A 17,895-nucleotide genomic window follows, 5' to 3' on the forward strand; every position below is an offset into this window, starting at 1 on the left:
AAACTTTACAAATTTCATTTATTTGTGACTAAAAAACGCATTTAACAGTAAAATCAATATGTATCAGTTAGTTGATATTGATTAATTGCCTTTTACCTCACAAGAAGATAATTTTTTATTAATTTTATTGATCCTCCCGTGTTGCCCACCAAAAACCGGAATTAATATAACTATCTGTATATTAAATAAAATAAATCCATGTGGTCATAATAGTCGATCATAGAATAACTTCACAAACACATTAACTTTATAAATTTATATTTTTTGTGAAGTTGGTTGCATATTTCGTCTGCACGTTGTGGTGATATAGTGCTGTCTCCAGCTTACAAACGTGAAAAACGAGATGAGTCAATCAGAGTTTGATCAGGGTATTCCCCACGGCATCGGCATTGCGCCTTACTTGCGCATGAAGCAGGAAGGCATGACGGAGAATGAAAGCCGTATCGTGGAATGGTTTTTATCGCCGGGTAATTTAAGCGAGGCTTCGTCGATTAAAGATGTCGCCGAGGCGCTGATGGTGTCGGAAGCGATGATCGTCAAAGTGTCCAAGCTGCTGGGCTTCAGCGGCTTTCGCAGCCTGCGCAGTACGCTGATCGACTACTTTTCGCAATCCGAACAGGTGTTGCCGGCGGAACTCTCGTTCGATGAAGCCCCGCAGGACGTGGTGAACAAAGTCTTCAATATCACCCTGCGCACCATTATGGAAGGGCAGTCGATTGTTAATGTGGACGAGATCCACCGCGCGGCTCGTTACTTTCACCGGGCGAAGCAGCGCGATCTTTACGGCGTAGGCGGATCAAACGCGATCTGCGCCGATATCGAACACAAAATGCTGCGTATCGGCGTACGCTGCCACGCCTACCAGGACGCGCACATCATGATGATGTCCGCCGCGCTTCTGCAAGAGGGGGACGTGGTACTGGTGGTTTCCCACTCGGGGCGCACCAGCGATGTTAAAGCCGCGGTAGAGCTGGCGAAAAAGAATGGCGCCAAAATAATATGTATTACGCATAGTTACCATTCGCCCATCGCCAAATTAGCCGATTTTATTATTTGTTCGCCAGCGCCAGAAACACCTTTATTAGGGCGCAATGCATCCGCACGTATCTTACAACTCACATTATTAGATGCTTTTTTTGTTTCCGTAGCACAACAGAATATTGAGCAGGCAACATTAAATATGGAAAAGACCGGCGCCATCGTCGATTTTTTCCGCCGGGATAAATAATAAACCGTACTCTTACCCTACAGTGAGAATAGAGCGATGAATAAACTTCTGAAATTATTCAGTGGCGCGGCTGTTGGCGTGATGTTATCCGCCAGTGCTTTTGCCGCCGCCGATTATGCCGTGGTATTAAAAACACTTTCCAATCCGTTCTGGGTCGATATGAAAAAAGGGATTGAAGACGAGGCGAAAAAATCAGGCATCAGCGTGGATATATTTGCTTCGCCATCGGAAGGAGATTTTCAATCACAGCTACAGTTATTTGAAGATCTGAGTAATAAAAATTATAAAGGCATCGCCTTTGCTCCGCTCTCATCGGTAAACCTGGTGATGCCGGTGGCGCGAGCCTGGAAAAAAGGCATTTATCTGGTCAATCTCGATGAAAAAATCGATATGGACAACCTGAAAAAAGCGGGCGGCAACGTCGAAGCCTTTGTCACCACCGATAACGCGGCGGTAGGCGCCAAAGCGGCCGACTTTATTATCCAGCGGTTGGGTGCCGAAGGCGGGGAAGTCGCCATTATCGAAGGGAAAGCCGGCAATGCCTCCGGCGAAGCGCGCCGTCAGGGTGCGACCGGCGCCTTTCAGAAAGCCGATGCCATCAAGCTGGTCGCCAGTCAGCCCGCGGACTGGGACCGGATCAAAGCGTTGGACGTAGCCACCAATGTGCTACAGCGCAACCCAAACCTGAAAGCCTTCTACTGCGCTAACGACACCATGGCCATGGGCGTGGCGCAAGCGGTAACCAATGCGGGTAAAACCGGCAAGGTGCTGGTTATCGGCACCGACGGTATTCCGGAAGCGCGCAAGATGGTGGAAAGCGGGCAAATGACCGCCACCGTGGCGCAGAGCCCGGCGGATATCGGCGCCACCGGCCTGCGGCTACTGGTGGAAGCGGAGAAATCCGGCAAGGTTATTCCACTGGATAAACAACCGGAGTTTAAGCTGGTTGATTCGGTATTGATTACCCAATAAACCTCCGTCCCCTTTTCGGCAAGGAGAGGGGAGTCGTTTCTCTCCACCTGCGCCCGCTAACAACAAGACAGAGGCGTTGAGGCAAGCTGACGCCGCTATCCGGGTGACTGACAACTCTGCCGGGAACAGATTTGAACGTCGATCGCCGCAGCCCGAAGGACGAGACCCATGGATGGGCCGAGTAACGCGGCCAGCGCACATGCAACTGAAATATGACGAGTATAAAAGGTAATCGTATGGTCACGCCTTATATCCGTATGGCGGGGATCGGCAAATCCTTTGGCCCGGTTCACGCATTGAAGTCGGTTGATTTAACTATTTACACCCATGAGATCCACGCATTATTAGGTGAAAATGGCGCCGGTAAATCAACCTTAATGAAAATATTGTCGGGAATATATGCGCCAACCGAAGGGAATATTACCATTAATAATGTGGTCTATAACAAACTGGATCATAAACTCGCGGCGCAATTAGGTATTGGCATAATTTATCAGGAATTAAGCGTTATTGATGAATTAACGGTGCTGGAAAATCTTTATATTGGCCGCCATCCCACCAAAAAAGTCTGCGGCGTAAAGATTATCGACTGGAAAGAAATGCGCGTTCGTGCCGCCATGATGTTATTACGCGTTGGCCTGAAAGTCGATCTCGATGAGAAAGTCGCCAATTTATCCATCAGCCATAAACAAATGCTGGAAATTGCCAGAACGCTGATGTTAAACGCCAACGTCATCATTATGGATGAACCGACCTCTTCGCTAACCAATAAAGAGGTGGATTATCTGTTTTTAATCATGAATCAGCTGCGTAAAGATGGCTGCTCGATCGTTTATATCTCACACAAGCTGAATGAAATCCGCCAGATCTGCGACCGCTACACGGTGATGAAAGACGGCGGCAGCGTCTGTAGCGGCATGATGAACGAGGTGAGTAATGACGACATCGTGCGCCTGATGGTCGGACGCGAGCTGCAAAATCGCTTTATCGCCATGAAAGAGAACGCCGGCAACATCGAACACGATACGGTGTTCGAAGTAAAGCATGTCACCAGCCGGGATAAAAAAAAGGTTCGCGATATTTCTTTTTCGGTCAGCCGTGGGGAAATCCTCGGCTTCGCGGGGCTGGTCGGTTCCGGGCGAACAGAACTGATGAACTGCCTGTTTGGCGTCGACAAACGCAGCCAGGGCGAAATCCTGCTGCACGGCAAACCCATTACCCCACGCTCCCCGCTTGATGCGCTGAAAAAAGGAATGGGCTACATCACCGAAAGCCGGCGCGAAAACGGCTTTTTCGCCAACTTTTCCATCGCCGAAAATATAGCGATCGGCCGGAGCCTGAAGGACGGCGGCTATAAAGGCGTCATGGGATTGTTTAACCCGCGGCAGGAGCGCGAGATCGCCGAACAGCAGCGCAAGCTGCTGGCGCTGAAATGTCACTCGGTCGACCAGAATATTACCGAGCTGTCAGGGGGGAATCAGCAAAAGGTACTGATTTCCAAATGGTTATGCTGCAATCCGGAGGTAATCATCTTCGATGAGCCCACCCGCGGCATTGATGTGGGTGCCAAGGCCGAAATCTACAAAGTGATGCGCCTGCTGGCGGACGAGGGAAAAGTCATTCTGATGGTTTCCTCAGAGCTGCCTGAAATTATTACCGTCTGTGACCGCATCGCGGTGTTCTGCGCGGGACGGCTGACGCAAATCCTGACCAATCGCGACGATATAAGCGAAGAGGAGATTATGGCATGGGCATTACCACAAGAGTAAAAGGCGATCCGGCGCAGAAAAAACCGTTTAATTTCGCCATTTTCTGGGACAAATACGGGACGTTTTTCATCCTCGCGATTATCGTGGCGATCTTTGGCACGCTCTCGCCGGAATATTTCCTCAACACGAATAACATCACGCAGATTTTCGTCCAGAGTTCGGTAACCGTGTTGATCGGTATGGGTGAGTTTTTCGCCATCCTGGTGGCGGGTATCGATCTGTCCGTGGGGGCGATTCTGGCGCTGTCGGGGATGGTCACCGCCAAGCTGATGCTGGCGGGCGTTGACCCCCTGTCCGCCGCGCTGATTGGCGGCGTGCTGGTGGGCGGCGCACTCGGCGCGATTAACGGTTGCCTGGTCAACTGGACCGGTCTGCATCCGTTTATCATCACCTTGGGAACTAACGCTATCTTTCGCGGCATTACGCTGGTCATTTCCGACGCCAACTCCGTCTATGGCTTCTCGTTCGATTTCGTTAATTTCTTTGCCGCCAGCGTGATCGGCGTGCCCGTACCGGTCATTTTCTCGCTGTTGATCGCTCTGCTGCTGTGGTTCATCACCTCCCGTACCCGGCTTGGCCGCAATATCTATGCGCTGGGCGGCAATAAAAACTCCGCCTTCTACTCCGGTATTGATGTGAAGTTCCACATGCTGGTGGTCTTCATCATCTCCGGAATTTGCGCCGGGTTGGCCGGCGTGGTTTCCACCGCCCGACTGGGCGCGGCCGAGCCGTTAGCCGGCATGGGGTTTGAAACTTACGCCATCGCCAGCGCCATCATTGGCGGCACCAGTTTCTTCGGCGGCAAGGGCCGCATCTTTTCAGTGGTTATCGGCGGGTTGATTATCGGCACCATCAATAACGGCCTGAATATCCTGCAAGTACAAACCTACTACCAACTGGTGGTGATGGGCGGGCTGATTATCGCTGCTGTCGCGCTGGATCGGCTGATCAGCAAGTAAGGAGTCAATGATGAAAATATCCCCCTCTCTAATGTGTATGGATTTGTTGAAGTTCAAAGAGCAGATCGAGTTTATCGATCGCCACGCGGACTATTTTCATATCGACATCATGGACGGCCATTTTGTGCCGAACCTGACGCTGTCTCCCTTTTTCGTCAGCCAGGTCAGGCGGCTGGCGAGTAAGCCGCTTGACTGCCATCTGATGGTGACCAGGCCGCAAGATTACATTGCCTCACTGGCCTCGGCCGGCGCCGACTTCATTACCCTCCACCCGGAAACCATCAACGGTCAGGCCTTCCGCCTGATCGACGAGATCCGCCAGCGCGGGATGAAAGTCGGCCTGATCCTCAACCCGGAGACACCGGTCGACGCAATGAAGTATTACCTCCATAAAGCAGATAAGATCACCGTGATGACGGTCGACCCCGGCTTTGCCGGGCAGCCGTTCATCCCCGAAATGCTGGAAAAAATCGTGGAACTGAAAGCATGGCGCGCGCGCGAAGGATTGGCCTATGAAATTGAGATCGACGGCTCCTGCAATCAGGCCACGTATCAGCAACTGATTGAGGCGGGCGCCGATGTGCTGATTGTCGGTTCGTCCGGCCTGTTCGGTCATTCGCAGGATATCGATGAAGCATGGCGCGCCATGTCACAACAGATTATGCAGGCCAAACGCGAGGCGGTGCCCCATGTCTGAACGGCTTTCCGTGGTCGCCGGGGTGGATATGGGCGCCACCCATCTCCGCGTCTGCCTGCAAAACGCTCGGGGAGAGGTGATCCTGCGCGAGAAGTCCGCTACCGCGGAGGTGCTCACCCCCGATCTGGTTGAGGGGTTAAGCACGTGGTTGCATCAGTGGGTTAACCGCCATCAGGCGCGCTGCCTTGGTCTGGTTATGGGGTTCCCGGCGCTGGTCGGCAGCGATCGGCGCACCATCATCTCCACACCCAATCTGCCGCTCACGTCTGACGATCTGGCCAATCTGGCGGAGCGGCTGGAACAGGCCCTGCACTGCCCGGTACAGTTTGCTCGCGATGTGAACCTGCAACTCTCTTACGATGTGCATGCCAACGACCTGGAGGACAACGTGGTGCTGGCCGCCTATCTCGGCACCGGCATGGGCTTTGCCATCTGGCTGAACGGCGCGCCATGGACCGGAGCGCACGGCGTGGCGGGCGAACTCGGCCATATTCCCCAGGGCGACGGGCGGCTACAGTGCGGCTGCGGCAACTATGGCTGTCTGGAAACCGTCTGCTCAGGCATGGCGCTGCGTCGCTGGTACGAGCAAACGTCGCGGCCGTATGCGCTCGGCGATCTGTTTCTGCACACCGGCGATGACCTCTTTATTGGCGAATTCTTAGAGCATGCGGCGCGCGCCGTTGCCACCAGCGTCAACCTGTTTGACCCTCACGTCGTAATTCTAGGCGGCGGCGTGATGGATATGCCGGGCTTTCCGCTGGATACGCTGATAACGCGGATCCGGACATGCCTGCGCCGCCCGTTGCCCCATGATGCGGTGCGTTTTCTTCCCGCCTCTTCTTCGTCTTTTAACGGAGCCAGCGGCGCCGCCCGTCTTGCCGGACAACGCTGGTTTATATAATGCTTCGAATAGGCATTAGCCGGAGAACCGCGCATAAGGATCGATATTATGTGACTGCGTCGCCCGCTTCATGGTTTCGATTTTCATCAGGTAATGATAAAGCGGCTCCAACTGAGTGAACCCCTGCGCCAACGTCGTCGTCAGTTCGCCGGAGAACAGCGGCGCCATATCCTGACTGGTGCAAATGGCGGCAAAGGACTTGCGGTTATACCAGTCGGCCAGCGCGGGCGGCAGATCTTTGATCAACGGACGTTTATAGCTTTCACCTTCCAGCTTAAACCTGTCTTGCAGACAGTCGGCCACGTCAAGGAAGCCTTGCGGGTTGTCGCGCACCGTTTGCCGGAACAGCTCCATCGTATTACGCGTGGCGCTGTAATACCCCAGACCATAGCGCCAGGTATCAGGCGTAATCTCAAAGAAATAGACCGGCGCGTCGGTCCAGTCTTTACGGGTTCGCTTGAACGTCAGCCACATCTGGCTGCGGTAGCGTGATTTATCGTGGGAAAAGCGCGTATCGCGGTGAATACGGGAAAGTGTCTTGCCGATCGCCGGACGGGTTTCAAACTGGTCGTCGATTTGCAACATGGTCAGGCTGAGCGCATCGACCAGCGCGCGAAAAGGCCACACCAATTGCTCATCGTAAATAGCGCGATGCTCATCAAACCAGTCTTTATCATTGTGCTGGCGCACCTGTTGCAGAAACGTCAATCCCTGCTGGGAAAAGCCATTGAAATGCGTTGCCATCGTGTTACATCATCTGAACGGGCCGTAGGATGATGTAAAGATAACGCTCCCGGCTGTGAAACACCACCGGGAGCGCTTATGCGGGTAATACGTCAACCGCCGCTAACCCGCCAGAAAGAAGCGGAATGACGGATTACTGGTTTCGTCATGGCACTCGTAGCCCAGCGCCTGAAGATGTTGCTCAAACTCCGGATCGCGATCCTCCAGCTCAAACGCCGCCAGCACCCGGCCAAAGTCCATGCCGTGGCTGCGATAGTGGAACAGCGAAATATTCCAGTGCGTGCCCAACGTATGCAGAAATTTCAGCAGCGCCCCCGGCGATTCTGGAAATTCAAAGCTATACAGGCGTTCCTGCAAAGGTTTTGAAGGCCGCCCGCCGACCATATAGCGAACGTGCAGCTTCGCCATTTCATCATCGGATAAATCCACCACCTCATAACCGCCCTGAGACAGCTCGGTAATGATCTCCTCACGCTCGTCGTGACCACGCGTGAGGCGCACGCCGACAAAAATGCAGGCGTTTTTGGCATCCGCATAGCGGTAGTTAAACTCGGTCACGGCCCGCCCGCCCAGCAGTTGGCAGAACGTCAGGAAGCTGCCTTTCTTCTCCGGGATGGTGACCGCCAGCAAAGCTTCCCGCTGCTCGCCCAACTCACAACGCTCAGACACATAGCGCAAACCGTGGAAATTGACATTGGCGCCGGACAACACATGCGCCAGACGCTCGCCCTGAATCTGATGCTGCTGGATGTACTTCTTCATCCCCGCCAGCGCCAGCGCGCCGGACGGCTCGGCAACCGCGCGCACGTCTTCAAACAGGTCTTTTACCGCCGCACAGATGGCATCGCTGTCTACGGTGATCACATCGTCAAGATATTCCTGACACAGACGGAAAGTTTCATCACCAATGCGTTTTACCGCCACGCCTTCGGCAAACAGCCCCACGCGGGCCAGATCGACCGGATGCCCGGCGTCCAGCGCGGCGCGCAGACAGGCTGAATCTTCCGCTTCCACGCCAATCACTTTAATCTGCGGCATCAACTGTTTGATCAACACCGCCACGCCGGCCGCCAGACCGCCGCCGCCGACCGGCACGAATACCCGGTCCAGATGCGCGTCCTGCTGCAACAGCTCCATCGCCAGCGTGCCCTGTCCGGCAATGACCGCCGGGTGATCGAACGGCGGCAAAAAGGTCATTTTCTGCTGTTGCGACAGTTCGATGGCTTTGGCTTTGGCCTCGTCAAAGTTCGCGCCATGCAGCAATACCTCACCGCCAAAACCGCGCACCGCATCGACTTTGATATCCGCCGTAGCAACCGGCATGACAATCAATGAATGAATGCCAAGCTTGCTGGCGGAAAGCGCCACGCCCTGCGCATGGTTACCGGCGGATGCGGTCACCACGCCGTGCGATTTCTGTTCGTCGTTCAGACCGGCTATCATCGCGTAAGCGCCGCGCAGCTTAAAGCTGTGCACCACATGGCGATCTTCTCGCTTCACCAGAATGACATTACCCAACCGCGAAGAAAGCTTGTCCATTTTCTCCAACGGCGTGACCTGAGTAACTTCATAGACCGGCGAGCGCAGGATAGCCCGCAGGTACTCCGCGCCACAGGGCGCGGAAGGAAGGGGTTGTGACACAGCCATGATTATCAGCCTCCCAGCTTGCTCTTATCACGAACGGCGCCTTTATCGGCGCTGGTCGCCAAACTGGCGTAAGCGCGCAGCGCAAAAGAAACCAGACGGTCACGATTGTGCGGCGTCCAGGCGGCATCGCCCCGCGCCAGTTCAGCTTCATGGCGGCTCGCTAATTCACTTTCCGCCACTTCCAGCGCGATGCTGCGGCCTGGAATATCAATGGCGATGATGTCGCCATCTTGCACCAGACCGATGGTGCCGCCATTCGCCGCTTCAGGAGAAGCATGGCCGATCGACAGACCCGATGTCCCACCGGAGAAACGTCCGTCGGTGATCAGCGCACAGCTTTTGCCCAGCCCCATCGATTTCAGGTATGTGGTCGGATACAGCATTTCCTGCATGCCCGGCCCGCCTTTCGGCCCTTCGTAACGAATAACCACTACGTCACCCGCCACGACCTTGCCCCCCAGGATCGCTTCTACCGCATCATCCTGACTCTCGTACACTTTGGCCGGGCCGCGGAACACCAGGCTACCTTTATCCACGCCGGCGGTCTTCACGATACAGCCGTTTTCCGCCAGATTACCGTACAGCACCGCCAGACCGCCGTCCTGACTATAGGCAAACTCACGGGAACGAATACATCCCTCCTGCCGGTCAATATCCAGCGAATCCCAGCGGCAGTCCTGCGAAAACGCCTGCGTGGTGCGGATACCGGCCGGGCCGGCGGAGTACATCTTTTTCACGTCGTCGTTGTCGGTCTGTACCACGTCGTATTCCGCCAGCGTTTCCGGCAGCGTTTTACCCAGCACGTTGTACACCTCGCGGTGCAGCAGACCGGCGCGATCCAGCTCGCCGAGGATGCCCATCACCCCACCGGCGCGATGCACGTCTTCCATATGATATTTCTGCGTGCTCGGCGCCACCTTGCACAGATGCGGAACCTTGCGCGACAGGCGGTCGATATCTTCCATCGTGAAATCGACCTCTCCTTCCTGCGCCGACGCCAGCAGGTGCAGTACGGTATTGGTCGAGCCGCCCATGGCAATATCCAGCGTCATGGCATTTTCAAACGCCGCTTTGGTGGCGATATTGCGCGGCAACGCGCGCGCGTCGTCCTGCTCGTAGTAGCGTTTCGCCAGCTCGACAATGCGTTTACCGGCATTCAGGAACAGATTCTTACGATCGGCATGCGTCGCCAGCAGCGAACCGTTGCCCGGCTGCGACAGCCCCAGCGCTTCGGTCAGACAGTTCATGGAGTTGGCGGTAAACATGCCGGAACAGGAACCGCAGGTCGGACAGGCCGAGCGCTCAATCTGCTCGCTGTCGGCGTCGCTGACGTTCGGGTTCGCGCCCTGAATCATGGCATCGACCAGATCCAGTTTGATTATCTGATTGGAAAGCTTGGTTTTTCCGGCTTCCATCGGCCCGCCGGAGACAAAGATGACCGGAATGTTGAGACGCAGCGCGGCCATCATCATTCCCGGGGTGATTTTGTCGCAGTTGGAAATACACACCATGGCATCGGCGCAGTGCGCATTAACCATGTATTCAACCGAATCGGCTATCAGCTCGCGTGAAGGCAGGGAATAGAGCATGCCGCCATGCCCCATGGCAATACCGTCATCGACCGCAATGGTGTTGAACTCTTTGGCCACGCCGCCGGACGCTTCGATTTGCTCGGCGACCAGTTTCCCCAGATCGCGCAAATGCACATGACCGGGAACGAACTGGGTGAATGAGTTGACCACCGCGATAATGGGCTTGCCAAAATCGTCGTCGGTCATTCCGGTGGCGCGCCACAGGGCCCGGGCGCCGGCCATGTTACGGCCGTGCGTGGTTGTGGCTGAACGGTACTTAGGCATACTCTTATTACTCCAATAATAACTAAATAGGCGATGACGGAACGGGCACCGCCTCTGATTCTGTCTGTAATGATAAATAATTAACGGTTAACGGGATCCAGCCAGCCCCATTTATCTTCGGTTTCACCGGTAAATAGGCCAAAGAATGCCTGTTGCAGCTTTTTCGTTACCGGGCCGCATTTACCGATGCCAACCTGGATGCCGTCAACGCTGCGAACCGGCGTAATTTCAGCGGCGGTGCCGGACATAAACACTTCGTCGGCCAGATATAATGATTCACGCGACAACACCTGTTCGCGGACTTCAAATCCTGACGCTTTCGCCAGTTTGATAATCGCGTCACGCGTAATGCCAGGCAGTGCGGAAGAGGTAAACGGCGGCGTAAAGATAATGCCGTCTTTGACTTCAAACAGGTTTTCACCCGCGCCTTCGGAAACGTAGCCATGCACATCCAGCGCAATCCCTTCCTGATAGCCATGACGACGGGCTTCACTCCCCACCAGCAGCGATGAAAGATAGTTCCCGCCGGCTTTCGCCGCCGTCGGAATGGTATTCGCCGCCACACGATGCCACGACGACACCATGGCATCAATGCCCTGTTCCAGCGCCTCTTCGCCTAAATACGCCCCCCACGGAAACGCCGCGATGATCACATCCGTTTCATAGCCGTCAGGCGGATTTACGCCCATGCCGACATCGCCGACAAACACCAGCGGACGAATGTATGCGCTGGTCAGGTTATTCTTGCGCAGCGTCTCGCGACACGCTTCCATTAGTTCATCGACGCTTTGCCGCAATGGCATACGGTAGATTTTTGCCGAGTCATGCAGGCGCTGCATATGCTCGCGGTGACGGAACACCACCGGCCCCTGGTGCGAATTATAACAACGAACGCCTTCAAACACGGATGTCCCGTAATGCAAGGCGTGCGACATGACATGAACTTTAGCCTCTGCCCACGGAACCATTTCTCCGTTGAACCAAATGTAGTCAGCTTTCTTGGTCATTTCTTATTTCCCTTACTCTGTATGTTAGGCGCTGAACTGCTGCGATGTTGTCATTGGCTGAACGTCAACATAAGCAATATCCAGCAATTTACTCAATTGCGCCGACAGTAAATCTATCGGACGATGGCTGGCGACGGTCAGCTCAATATTAATATGATCGTCAGTATTGGTCGTTTGTACCATGTTCATGGCGCATATCTGAAAGCCTCGGTGTCGGACGACGCGTAACACACGCTCCAGAATCTCTGGACGGAAGCGGGCCTGAATCGAAAGCTGATGGCGTGTCATTCTGTTTTTCTCCAGCTATTATTCTGTTTTATCTAACATCGTTTCATTACCGGCGCCGGGTGGCACCAACGGCCAGACATTCTCGTATTCATCAATGGAGACATGCAGTAAGTATGGCCCGTCGCTGTTGAACAGGGCATCCAGTGCGGCATCAATCTGGTCTTTACGGGTGATGCGCTGGCCGGGAATATCAAAGGCGCTTGCCAGCGTCAGGAAATCAGGATTATCAGAGAGGTTGGTTTCACTATAGCGTTCATCAAAAAACAACTGCTGCCACTGCCGAACCATACCTAATCGTTGGTTATCCAGCAGAACAATCTTCAGCGGCAACCGTTTTCGCTTGATGGTGCCCAACTCTTGAACATTCATCATAAAAGAGCCGTCACCCGAAATACAGATGACCATATCGTCAGGTCGGGCAACCTGCGCGCCCACCGCGGCAGGTACGCCAAATCCCATGGTGCCGAGCCCGCTTGAGGTAATGAAATTTTCAGGACGGCTGAACGCCATGTGCTGAGCCGCCCACATTTGGTGCTGGCCGACATCCGTCGTTACAACGGTATCCGCGGCTTTGCGGTCAGAGATGGCTTTCAGTAACGCCGGCGCATAAATTGCCTGTCCCGGGTGATCATAACGCCACGGGTACTCGTTTTTCATCATCACGGCCTGCTGTTGCCATGCTTCAATGTTCAACGGCTGTTGCAAAGCCGGCAATAACGCCTTCAGATCGCCTTGCAGCGCCACATTCGCCTGACGCAGTTTACTCAATTCGGCCGGATCGATATCCATGTGGATAACATTGGCCTGCGGGGCAAACGTATTCAGCTTACCGGTCACCCTATCGTCAAAACGGGCGCCGACAGCGATCAGCAGATCGCATTCCTGAACCATCAGATTTGCAGACTTAGTACCGTGCATGCCAATCATGCCCAGATAGTAGGGGTGATTGGCATCCACGCTACCTAACCCTTTCAACGTCACCACGGACGGCATATCGGTAATGGCGATAAACTCACGCAAAACGGGAACCGCCCGTGCCATACCCACGCCGCCGCCAACGTACAACACCGGCTTCCGCGCGTTTGCCAGCATCTCACGGGCCCGTTCAATATCCTGTCTGGGGAAATCAAAACCATTATCAACCGGCGTAAAATAGGGGGTAAAGTCTCCTTCAGCCAATTGGATATCTTTAGGAATATCAACCAGCACCGGCCCCGGTCGCCCGCTGCTGGCGATAGCGAAAGCTTCAGACATCACCTCAGGCAACGACTCCAGCGATTCCACCAGAAAACTGTGCTTCGTACAGGCCAGAGACAACCCCAATACGTCGATCTCCTGGAACGCATCCGTACCAATAAGGGCGGAACCCACCTGCCCGGTAATCGCGACGATAGGAACAGAATCCAGCAGCGCATCCGCCAACCCGGTGATCAGGTTGGTCGCACCAGGCCCGGAAGTCGCGATACATACGCCAACCTTGCCGGTTGCGCGAGCATAGCCAATCGCGGCCATGGCGGCGCCTTGCTCATGCCGGCACAGCAGGTGTTCCACGCCGCCGTCATAAAGCGCATCATAGACCGGCATTATCGCGCCGCCAGGATAACCAAAAACCGTTTCCACTCCCTGCGTCTGCAACGCTTGCACCACCCACTGAGCCCCATTCATCGTTATTTCCCCAACATCTTGTGGGAATAACAGAATTCTGCATGACTAACCATCTTCTCTTCCGCTCCCTTACGTCATTATTTATTGCCCCAACAAAAAACCCCCGACCTTTCGGTGCGGGGGTTTTCTTGAATTCGGGCCTGATTTGCTAAGCCATTCTTCGTCCAAGTGCTGCCCCGCACGGTGGGATAATAATCACCACCACGCTAATCACGACTAGGCTAATCACTAGGGAGAAAGCTTTCATAAATAGAGTGTTCACTAATCTGCTGTCGAACGAATGTCTACAGAGTTATCACAATCTGTGATGATATGACAACAGTTTTTTCGGTGTTTTTCTATCACGCAGAATAACAATTACTAAAAAGTAGAATGTAATCATAAGGTAGCAGATATTCTGGTTAATATCGTCACAGCCGGGAATTTGAACCGTTCGACGGTTGATTAGCATACTAATGGTAACATTATCAGCGGGCGTCATTGTCCAACCCGCATTATGTCCGTTTATTATAGCCAGCGATCTCTGTTCAACGTAAGCGTCAGGAGCGAGTAAAAAGAAACGCATCGTTCGTCCTGTTGGCTCAAACGGGGCGACGTATCTGCGACAGGCTGCGCATACGGCAAGCAACACATTGAGAAAACCAGCTATTTTTCACTATCGCCGCACAAAATCATGATTATTTGATCCTTTCTTTATCCGGTATTACGCATCATGTCTTCCTTGGTGAAGGGAGAACAGTATGTCACTGGCAGTTACCTATACACGGGCAATGATAGGCGTGCAGGCGCCGGACGTATCCATTGAGGTACATATCAGCAGCGGATTACCGGCCCTCACGCTGGTAGGCTTGCCGGAAACTACCGTCAAAGAGGCTCGCGATCGCGTACGCAGCGCACTCATCAATTGCGGATTCTCATTCCCGGCCAAACGTATCACGGTCAATCTGGCGCCGGCCGACCTTCCCAAAGAAGGCGGCCGTTATGACCTCCCCATCGCCTTAGCCATTCTCGCGGCCTCAGAGCAAATCAAAGGGGAAAAGCTAAGCCACTATGAGTTTCTCGGCGAACTGGGCCTCTCCGGCGCGCTGAGACCCGTCAACGGCGCAATTCCGGCAGCGTTGGAAGCTATAAAATCAGGCCGCCAGTTAATCCTGCCGGAAGGCAATCAGTTGGAAATGGCGCTGATCCCTCAGGGAGAAGCGCTGATGGCAGGGCATCTGCTACAGGTTTGTGCATTTTTACAAGGTGAAGAAGAACTGATCCGGAGCTGCAATATTTCACAGGAACCATCGAGCGATAACGACGAACCCGACCTGAAAGACATTATTGGACAGGAACAAGCGAAGCGGGCGCTGGAAATCGCGGCCGCCGGTGGACATAACCTGCTCTTGCTGGGACCGCCAGGAACGGGGAAAACCATGTTAGCCAGCCGACTTGGCAACCTGATGCCGCCGTTGAGCGATGAAGAGGCGCTGGAAAGTGCGGCGATCAATAGCCTGATAAACATTGACGCCACCATGACACGGTGGCGAACCCGGCCGTTCAGGGCGCCGCATCACAGCGCATCCATGACGGCTTTGGTTGGCGGCGGCTCGTTGCCTAAACCGGGCGAGATCTCTCTGGCACACAACGGCGTCCTGTTTCTCGACGAGTTGCCGGAATTTGAGCGCCGCGTTTTAGATTCACTTCGCGAACCGTTAGAGTCGGGAGAAATCATTATCTCCCGCACCCGGGCAAAAGTCTGTTATCCGGCCAGAGTCCAGTTGGTTGCTGCAATGAATCCCAGCCCTTCCGGCCATTATCAAGGGATTCATAACCGCCTGCCGGCCCGACAGATCTTACGCTATCTCAGCAAGCTGTCCGGCCCATTTCTGGATCGCTTCGATATTTCCATTGAAGTTCCGTTGTTGCCACCCGGCATATTACGTCAGCAGATTTGTCAGGGCGAAAGCAGCGCAGTGGTCAGAGAACGTGTTCTGGCCGCACGCCAGAAACAACTTAAACGAGCCAATGCTATCAACGCACGGTTAAAACCCAGTGAAATAGAAAAATATTGCCGGCTCGAGTCGGATGACGCGGTCTATCTGGAAGACGTAATGAGCAAACTGGGGTTATCCGTACGCGCCTGGCACCGGATACTGAAAGTCGCCCGCACCATCGCCGACCTTAGCGGGCAGGAGAAAATACATAGGAAACACCTTGCAGAAGCGCTTAGCTACCGATGTATGGATCGCCTGCTCATACAGCTTCATAAAAATCTGGAATGAAAACCCAAACGGTAAAAAGGGGCTTACGCCCCGTTTTGTATTAATCGTCACTTTCGGTGTATTCTTCCACCGCATCCATTTGCGGCTTACCGCCGGATAGCGTGTGGAAGCGTTTAGGACGACGGATACGATCCATATACTTAGACCATATCTTTTCCATGTCTGTTTCAGCCTTACGTTCGCCACGACACATCGCAACAAACTGTACTTCTTCCTCAGTGGCCGGTTCGCGTTTACCCAGATCAAGTTCGTTAAAGGCATAACCATGGCGCTCCAACAGTTGCGCTTCTTTAATAGTAAAGTCGCCATGTCGGGAAAAACCACGTGGGTAAAACTTGTTATCAAAAAAACGATTATTGGTAGAGAAGCTTTCCGCCATCTTACACGCTCCTAATTCTCTTATGGTCGTGTTGTTTATGGCGCGGAGTATTAGATAGGCTTGACATTGTGTAAAACAAAACATTTAAATCATTACGACAAATTTTTTTGGAGATAGGCGTGGATACCGAATTACTGAAAACCTTTCTGGAAGTCAGCAGAACAAGACACTTTGGTCGCGCCGCAGAATCACTCTATCTGACACAGTCTGCGGTCAGTTTTCGCATTCGTCAGTTGGAAACTCAACTTGGTGCAAATTTATTCACTCGCCATCGTAACAATATCCGCCTGACACCAGCAGGAGAGCGCCTTTTGCCCTATGCGGAAAGCTTGATTGGCACCTGGCAGCTAGCTAAAAAAGAGGTTGTTCGATCGCAACAGCATAGCCTTCTTTCGATTGGCGCGACCGCTTCGCTGTGGGAGGCATATCTCACGCCATGGTTGCAATCGCTCTATCAGCAGCGGCCCTTGCTGCAATTGGAGGCGCGTATCGCGCTGCGTCACTCATTGGTAAAACAGCTGCATGAACGTCAGTTGGATCTGCTTATCACAACAGAACAGCCTAAAATGGACGAGTTGGCGAGCCAGCTTCTTGGGAACTTCTCTTTATCGCTGTTTACTTCGGGGGCACACGAAACCAATCAGCCGTTGCCTTACATTAAGTTGGAGTGGGGGGCTGATTTCCATCAGCAGGAAAACCGCTTGCTGGCCAGTGAACAGCATCCAATTCTTACCACAACCTCAGCCCATCTGACTCGTCAGTTACTGGCAACCATCGGCGGCTGTGCTTTTTTACCCAGCCATTGGGCACAACAGTATTCTCACCTAAGAGTATCGGAGGATATACCGGCGGTTGTTCGTCCGTTTTATGCCGTTTGGTTGCAAAACAGCGACCAACAAACGCTGATTCGGCAGTTACTAAAATGCCCTATTGAGATCGCGTTATAGCATTTGTTTTGTTTGAATTCGGCATTATCAAGTTGTTAAGTGTGCACGGGCTACCCAAAGAGCATGTTTGATTTTTTACCCACAAAAGGGCAATTGGAAAATGTGAATGGGACAGAAAAATCAAAGCGAAAAAAAAACCCTTCACGATGAAGTGAAGGGTTTTTATCTGGCAGGGGCGGAGAGACTCGAACTCCCAACACCCGGTTTTGGAGACCGGTGCTCTACCAATTGAACTACGCCCCTAAATAGGGTGGCGGAACGGACGGGACTCGAACCCGCGACCCCCTGCGTGACAGGCAGGTATTCTAACCAACTGAACTACCGCTCCACCGATTCTTTTACGCGTATCGTCCTGATACCTGCCCTTAGGGCCAGCATTCCGCTGCTTAGACTCATCTCTTTGAGTCTGCCGATTATCAGATGTCACTCCGATAATCCGTGTTTGATGCCTGGCAGTTCCCTACTCTCACATGGGGAGACCCCACACTACCATCGGCGCTACGGCGTTTCACTGCTGAGTTCGGCATGGGGTCAGGTGGGACCACCGCGCTATCGCCGCCAGGCAAATT

16 protein-coding genes, 2 tRNA genes and 1 rRNA gene are annotated in these 17,895 nt (G+C 53.6%); 8 read left to right on the forward strand and 11 right to left on the reverse strand.

What is annotated here, in order from left to right; genetic code table 11:
* Positions 1 to 343: 343 nt before the first annotated feature.
* The 6 genes from alsR (at position 344) to alsK (ending at position 6,526) form a co-directional block, all read left to right on the forward strand.
* Complete coding sequence (gene alsR, locus JG725_RS14695) at positions 344 to 1,228, forward strand: D-allose utilization transcriptional regulator AlsR (protein WP_172291418.1); 885 nt, start codon at positions 344 to 346, stop codon at positions 1,226 to 1,228.
* Between the two features lie 36 nt (positions 1,229 to 1,264).
* A complete protein-coding gene (gene alsB, locus JG725_RS14700) occupies positions 1,265 to 2,200 on the forward strand; it encodes a D-allose transporter substrate-binding protein (RefSeq protein WP_172291419.1) in 936 nt (311 codons plus the stop codon).
* Positions 2,201 to 2,436: 236 nt separating this feature from the next.
* Positions 2,437 to 3,969: a D-allose ABC transporter ATP-binding protein AlsA gene (alsA, locus tag JG725_RS14705; RefSeq protein ID WP_199378665.1), complete on the forward strand. Its 1,533-nt coding sequence runs from the start codon at positions 2,437 to 2,439 to the stop codon at positions 3,967 to 3,969.
* Entirely contained in the window at positions 3,948 to 4,928 is a 981-nt protein-coding gene (gene alsC / locus JG725_RS14710) for a D-allose ABC transporter permease (RefSeq protein WP_172291421.1), read from the forward strand. Before alsA ends, alsC begins: the two co-directional genes overlap by 22 nt.
* A 10-nt stretch (positions 4,929 to 4,938) precedes the next feature.
* Positions 4,939 to 5,625 (forward strand): D-allulose 6-phosphate 3-epimerase, encoded by a 687-nt coding sequence (gene alsE / locus JG725_RS14715; RefSeq protein WP_199378667.1) that lies wholly within the window; start codon positions 4,939 to 4,941, stop codon positions 5,623 to 5,625.
* Positions 5,618 to 6,526 (forward strand): allose kinase, encoded by a 909-nt coding sequence (alsK, locus tag JG725_RS14720; protein ID WP_199378669.1) that lies wholly within the window; start codon positions 5,618 to 5,620, stop codon positions 6,524 to 6,526. The genes alsE and alsK overlap by 8 nt, the downstream gene beginning before the upstream one ends.
* Before the next feature lie 15 nt (positions 6,527 to 6,541).
* Here the strand turns inward: alsK and JG725_RS14725 are convergent, their stop codons facing one another.
* The 7 genes from JG725_RS14725 to ilvL form a co-directional block, all read right to left on the reverse strand.
* Positions 6,542 to 7,270 (reverse strand): DUF2461 domain-containing protein, encoded by a 729-nt coding sequence (locus JG725_RS14725; protein WP_199378671.1) that lies wholly within the window; start codon positions 7,268 to 7,270, stop codon positions 6,542 to 6,544.
* Positions 7,271 to 7,372: 102 nt separating this feature from the next.
* Positions 7,373 to 8,917, reverse strand: a complete 1,545-nt coding sequence (gene ilvA, locus JG725_RS14730) for a threonine ammonia-lyase, biosynthetic (RefSeq protein WP_199378673.1) — start codon at positions 8,915 to 8,917, stop codon at positions 7,373 to 7,375.
* 5 nt (positions 8,918 to 8,922) lie between these two features.
* On the reverse strand, positions 8,923 to 10,773 hold the full coding sequence (ilvD, locus tag JG725_RS14735; RefSeq protein WP_199378675.1) for a dihydroxy-acid dehydratase: 1,851 nt from the start codon (positions 10,771 to 10,773) through the stop codon (positions 8,923 to 8,925).
* Positions 10,774 to 10,853: 80 nt separating this feature from the next.
* A complete protein-coding gene (locus JG725_RS14740) occupies positions 10,854 to 11,780 on the reverse strand; it encodes a branched-chain amino acid transaminase (RefSeq protein ID WP_172291427.1) in 927 nt (308 codons plus the stop codon).
* 24 nt (positions 11,781 to 11,804) lie between these two features.
* On the reverse strand, positions 11,805 to 12,068 hold the full coding sequence (gene ilvM, locus JG725_RS14745; RefSeq protein WP_199378677.1) for an acetolactate synthase 2 small subunit: 264 nt from the start codon (positions 12,066 to 12,068) through the stop codon (positions 11,805 to 11,807).
* 18 nt (positions 12,069 to 12,086) lie between these two features.
* Positions 12,087 to 13,733, reverse strand: a complete 1,647-nt coding sequence (ilvG, locus tag JG725_RS14750) for an acetolactate synthase 2 catalytic subunit (RefSeq protein ID WP_199378679.1) — start codon at positions 13,731 to 13,733, stop codon at positions 12,087 to 12,089.
* A gap of 148 nt (positions 13,734 to 13,881) precedes the next feature.
* Entirely contained in the window at positions 13,882 to 13,980 is a 99-nt protein-coding gene (gene ilvL / locus JG725_RS14755) for an ilv operon leader peptide (RefSeq protein WP_071778504.1), read from the reverse strand.
* A gap of 493 nt (positions 13,981 to 14,473) precedes the next feature.
* On the opposite strand from ilvL, the gene JG725_RS14760 reads away from it, so the two are divergent.
* Positions 14,474 to 16,000, forward strand: a complete 1,527-nt coding sequence (locus JG725_RS14760; RefSeq protein ID WP_172291430.1) for a YifB family Mg chelatase-like AAA ATPase — start codon at positions 14,474 to 14,476, stop codon at positions 15,998 to 16,000.
* 40 nt (positions 16,001 to 16,040) lie between these two features.
* Here the strand turns inward: JG725_RS14760 and JG725_RS14765 are convergent, their stop codons facing one another.
* Entirely contained in the window at positions 16,041 to 16,379 is a 339-nt protein-coding gene (locus tag JG725_RS14765; protein ID WP_172291431.1) for a DUF413 domain-containing protein, read from the reverse strand.
* A gap of 119 nt (positions 16,380 to 16,498) precedes the next feature.
* Here JG725_RS14765 and hdfR point away from each other — a divergent pair, with 119 nt between their 5' ends.
* A complete protein-coding gene (gene hdfR / locus JG725_RS14770) occupies positions 16,499 to 17,326 on the forward strand; it encodes an HTH-type transcriptional regulator HdfR (RefSeq protein WP_172291432.1) in 828 nt (275 codons plus the stop codon).
* Between the two features lie 167 nt (positions 17,327 to 17,493).
* On the opposite strand, the gene JG725_RS14775 is transcribed toward hdfR, so the two are convergent.
* From JG725_RS14775 to rrf, 3 genes are all read right to left on the reverse strand, one after another.
* Positions 17,494 to 17,569, reverse strand: a tRNA-Trp gene (locus tag JG725_RS14775).
* Between the two features lie 8 nt (positions 17,570 to 17,577).
* Positions 17,578 to 17,654: transfer RNA gene (locus tag JG725_RS14780), tRNA-Asp, on the reverse strand.
* 119 nt (positions 17,655 to 17,773) lie between these two features.
* A 5S ribosomal RNA gene (gene rrf / locus JG725_RS14785) occupies positions 17,774 to 17,889 on the reverse strand.
* Positions 17,890 to 17,895 lie beyond the last annotated feature (6 nt).

Origin of the sequence: Brenneria sp. L3-3C-1 (assembly GCF_016456245.1) — a bacterium.
Taxonomy (GTDB): Bacteria; Pseudomonadota; Gammaproteobacteria; order Enterobacterales; family Enterobacteriaceae; genus Brenneria.

Bases quoted from the DNA above. Each gene is read 5' to 3' on its own strand.
- ilvA (WP_199378673.1), bottom strand. From the start codon at position 8,917: ATGGCTGTGTCACAACCCCTTCCTTCCGCGCCCTGTGGCGCGGAGTAC.
- JG725_RS14740 (WP_172291427.1), bottom strand. From the start codon at position 11,780: ATGACCAAGAAAGCTGACTACATTTGGTTCAACGGAGAAATGGTTCCG.
- alsE (WP_199378667.1), top strand. From the start codon at position 4,939: ATGAAAATATCCCCCTCTCTAATGTGTATGGATTTGTTGAAGTTCAAA.
- ilvG (WP_199378679.1), bottom strand. From the start codon at position 13,733: ATGAATGGGGCTCAGTGGGTGGTGCAAGCGTTGCAGACGCAGGGAGTG.
- alsR (WP_172291418.1), top strand. From the start codon at position 344: ATGAGTCAATCAGAGTTTGATCAGGGTATTCCCCACGGCATCGGCATT.
- alsA (WP_199378665.1), top strand. From the start codon at position 2,437: ATGGTCACGCCTTATATCCGTATGGCGGGGATCGGCAAATCCTTTGGC.
- alsB (WP_172291419.1), top strand. From the start codon at position 1,265: ATGAATAAACTTCTGAAATTATTCAGTGGCGCGGCTGTTGGCGTGATG.
- JG725_RS14765 (WP_172291431.1), bottom strand. From the start codon at position 16,379: ATGGCGGAAAGCTTCTCTACCAATAATCGTTTTTTTGATAACAAGTTT.
- JG725_RS14760 (WP_172291430.1), top strand. From the start codon at position 14,474: ATGTCACTGGCAGTTACCTATACACGGGCAATGATAGGCGTGCAGGCG.
- JG725_RS14725 (WP_199378671.1), bottom strand. From the start codon at position 7,270: ATGGCAACGCATTTCAATGGCTTTTCCCAGCAGGGATTGACGTTTCTG.
- alsK (WP_199378669.1), top strand. From the start codon at position 5,618: ATGTCTGAACGGCTTTCCGTGGTCGCCGGGGTGGATATGGGCGCCACC.
- alsC (WP_172291421.1), top strand. From the start codon at position 3,948: ATGGGCATTACCACAAGAGTAAAAGGCGATCCGGCGCAGAAAAAACCG.
- ilvL (WP_071778504.1), bottom strand. From the start codon at position 13,980: ATGAAAGCTTTCTCCCTAGTGATTAGCCTAGTCGTGATTAGCGTGGTG.
- ilvD (WP_199378675.1), bottom strand. From the start codon at position 10,773: ATGCCTAAGTACCGTTCAGCCACAACCACGCACGGCCGTAACATGGCC.
- ilvM (WP_199378677.1), bottom strand. From the start codon at position 12,068: ATGACACGCCATCAGCTTTCGATTCAGGCCCGCTTCCGTCCAGAGATT.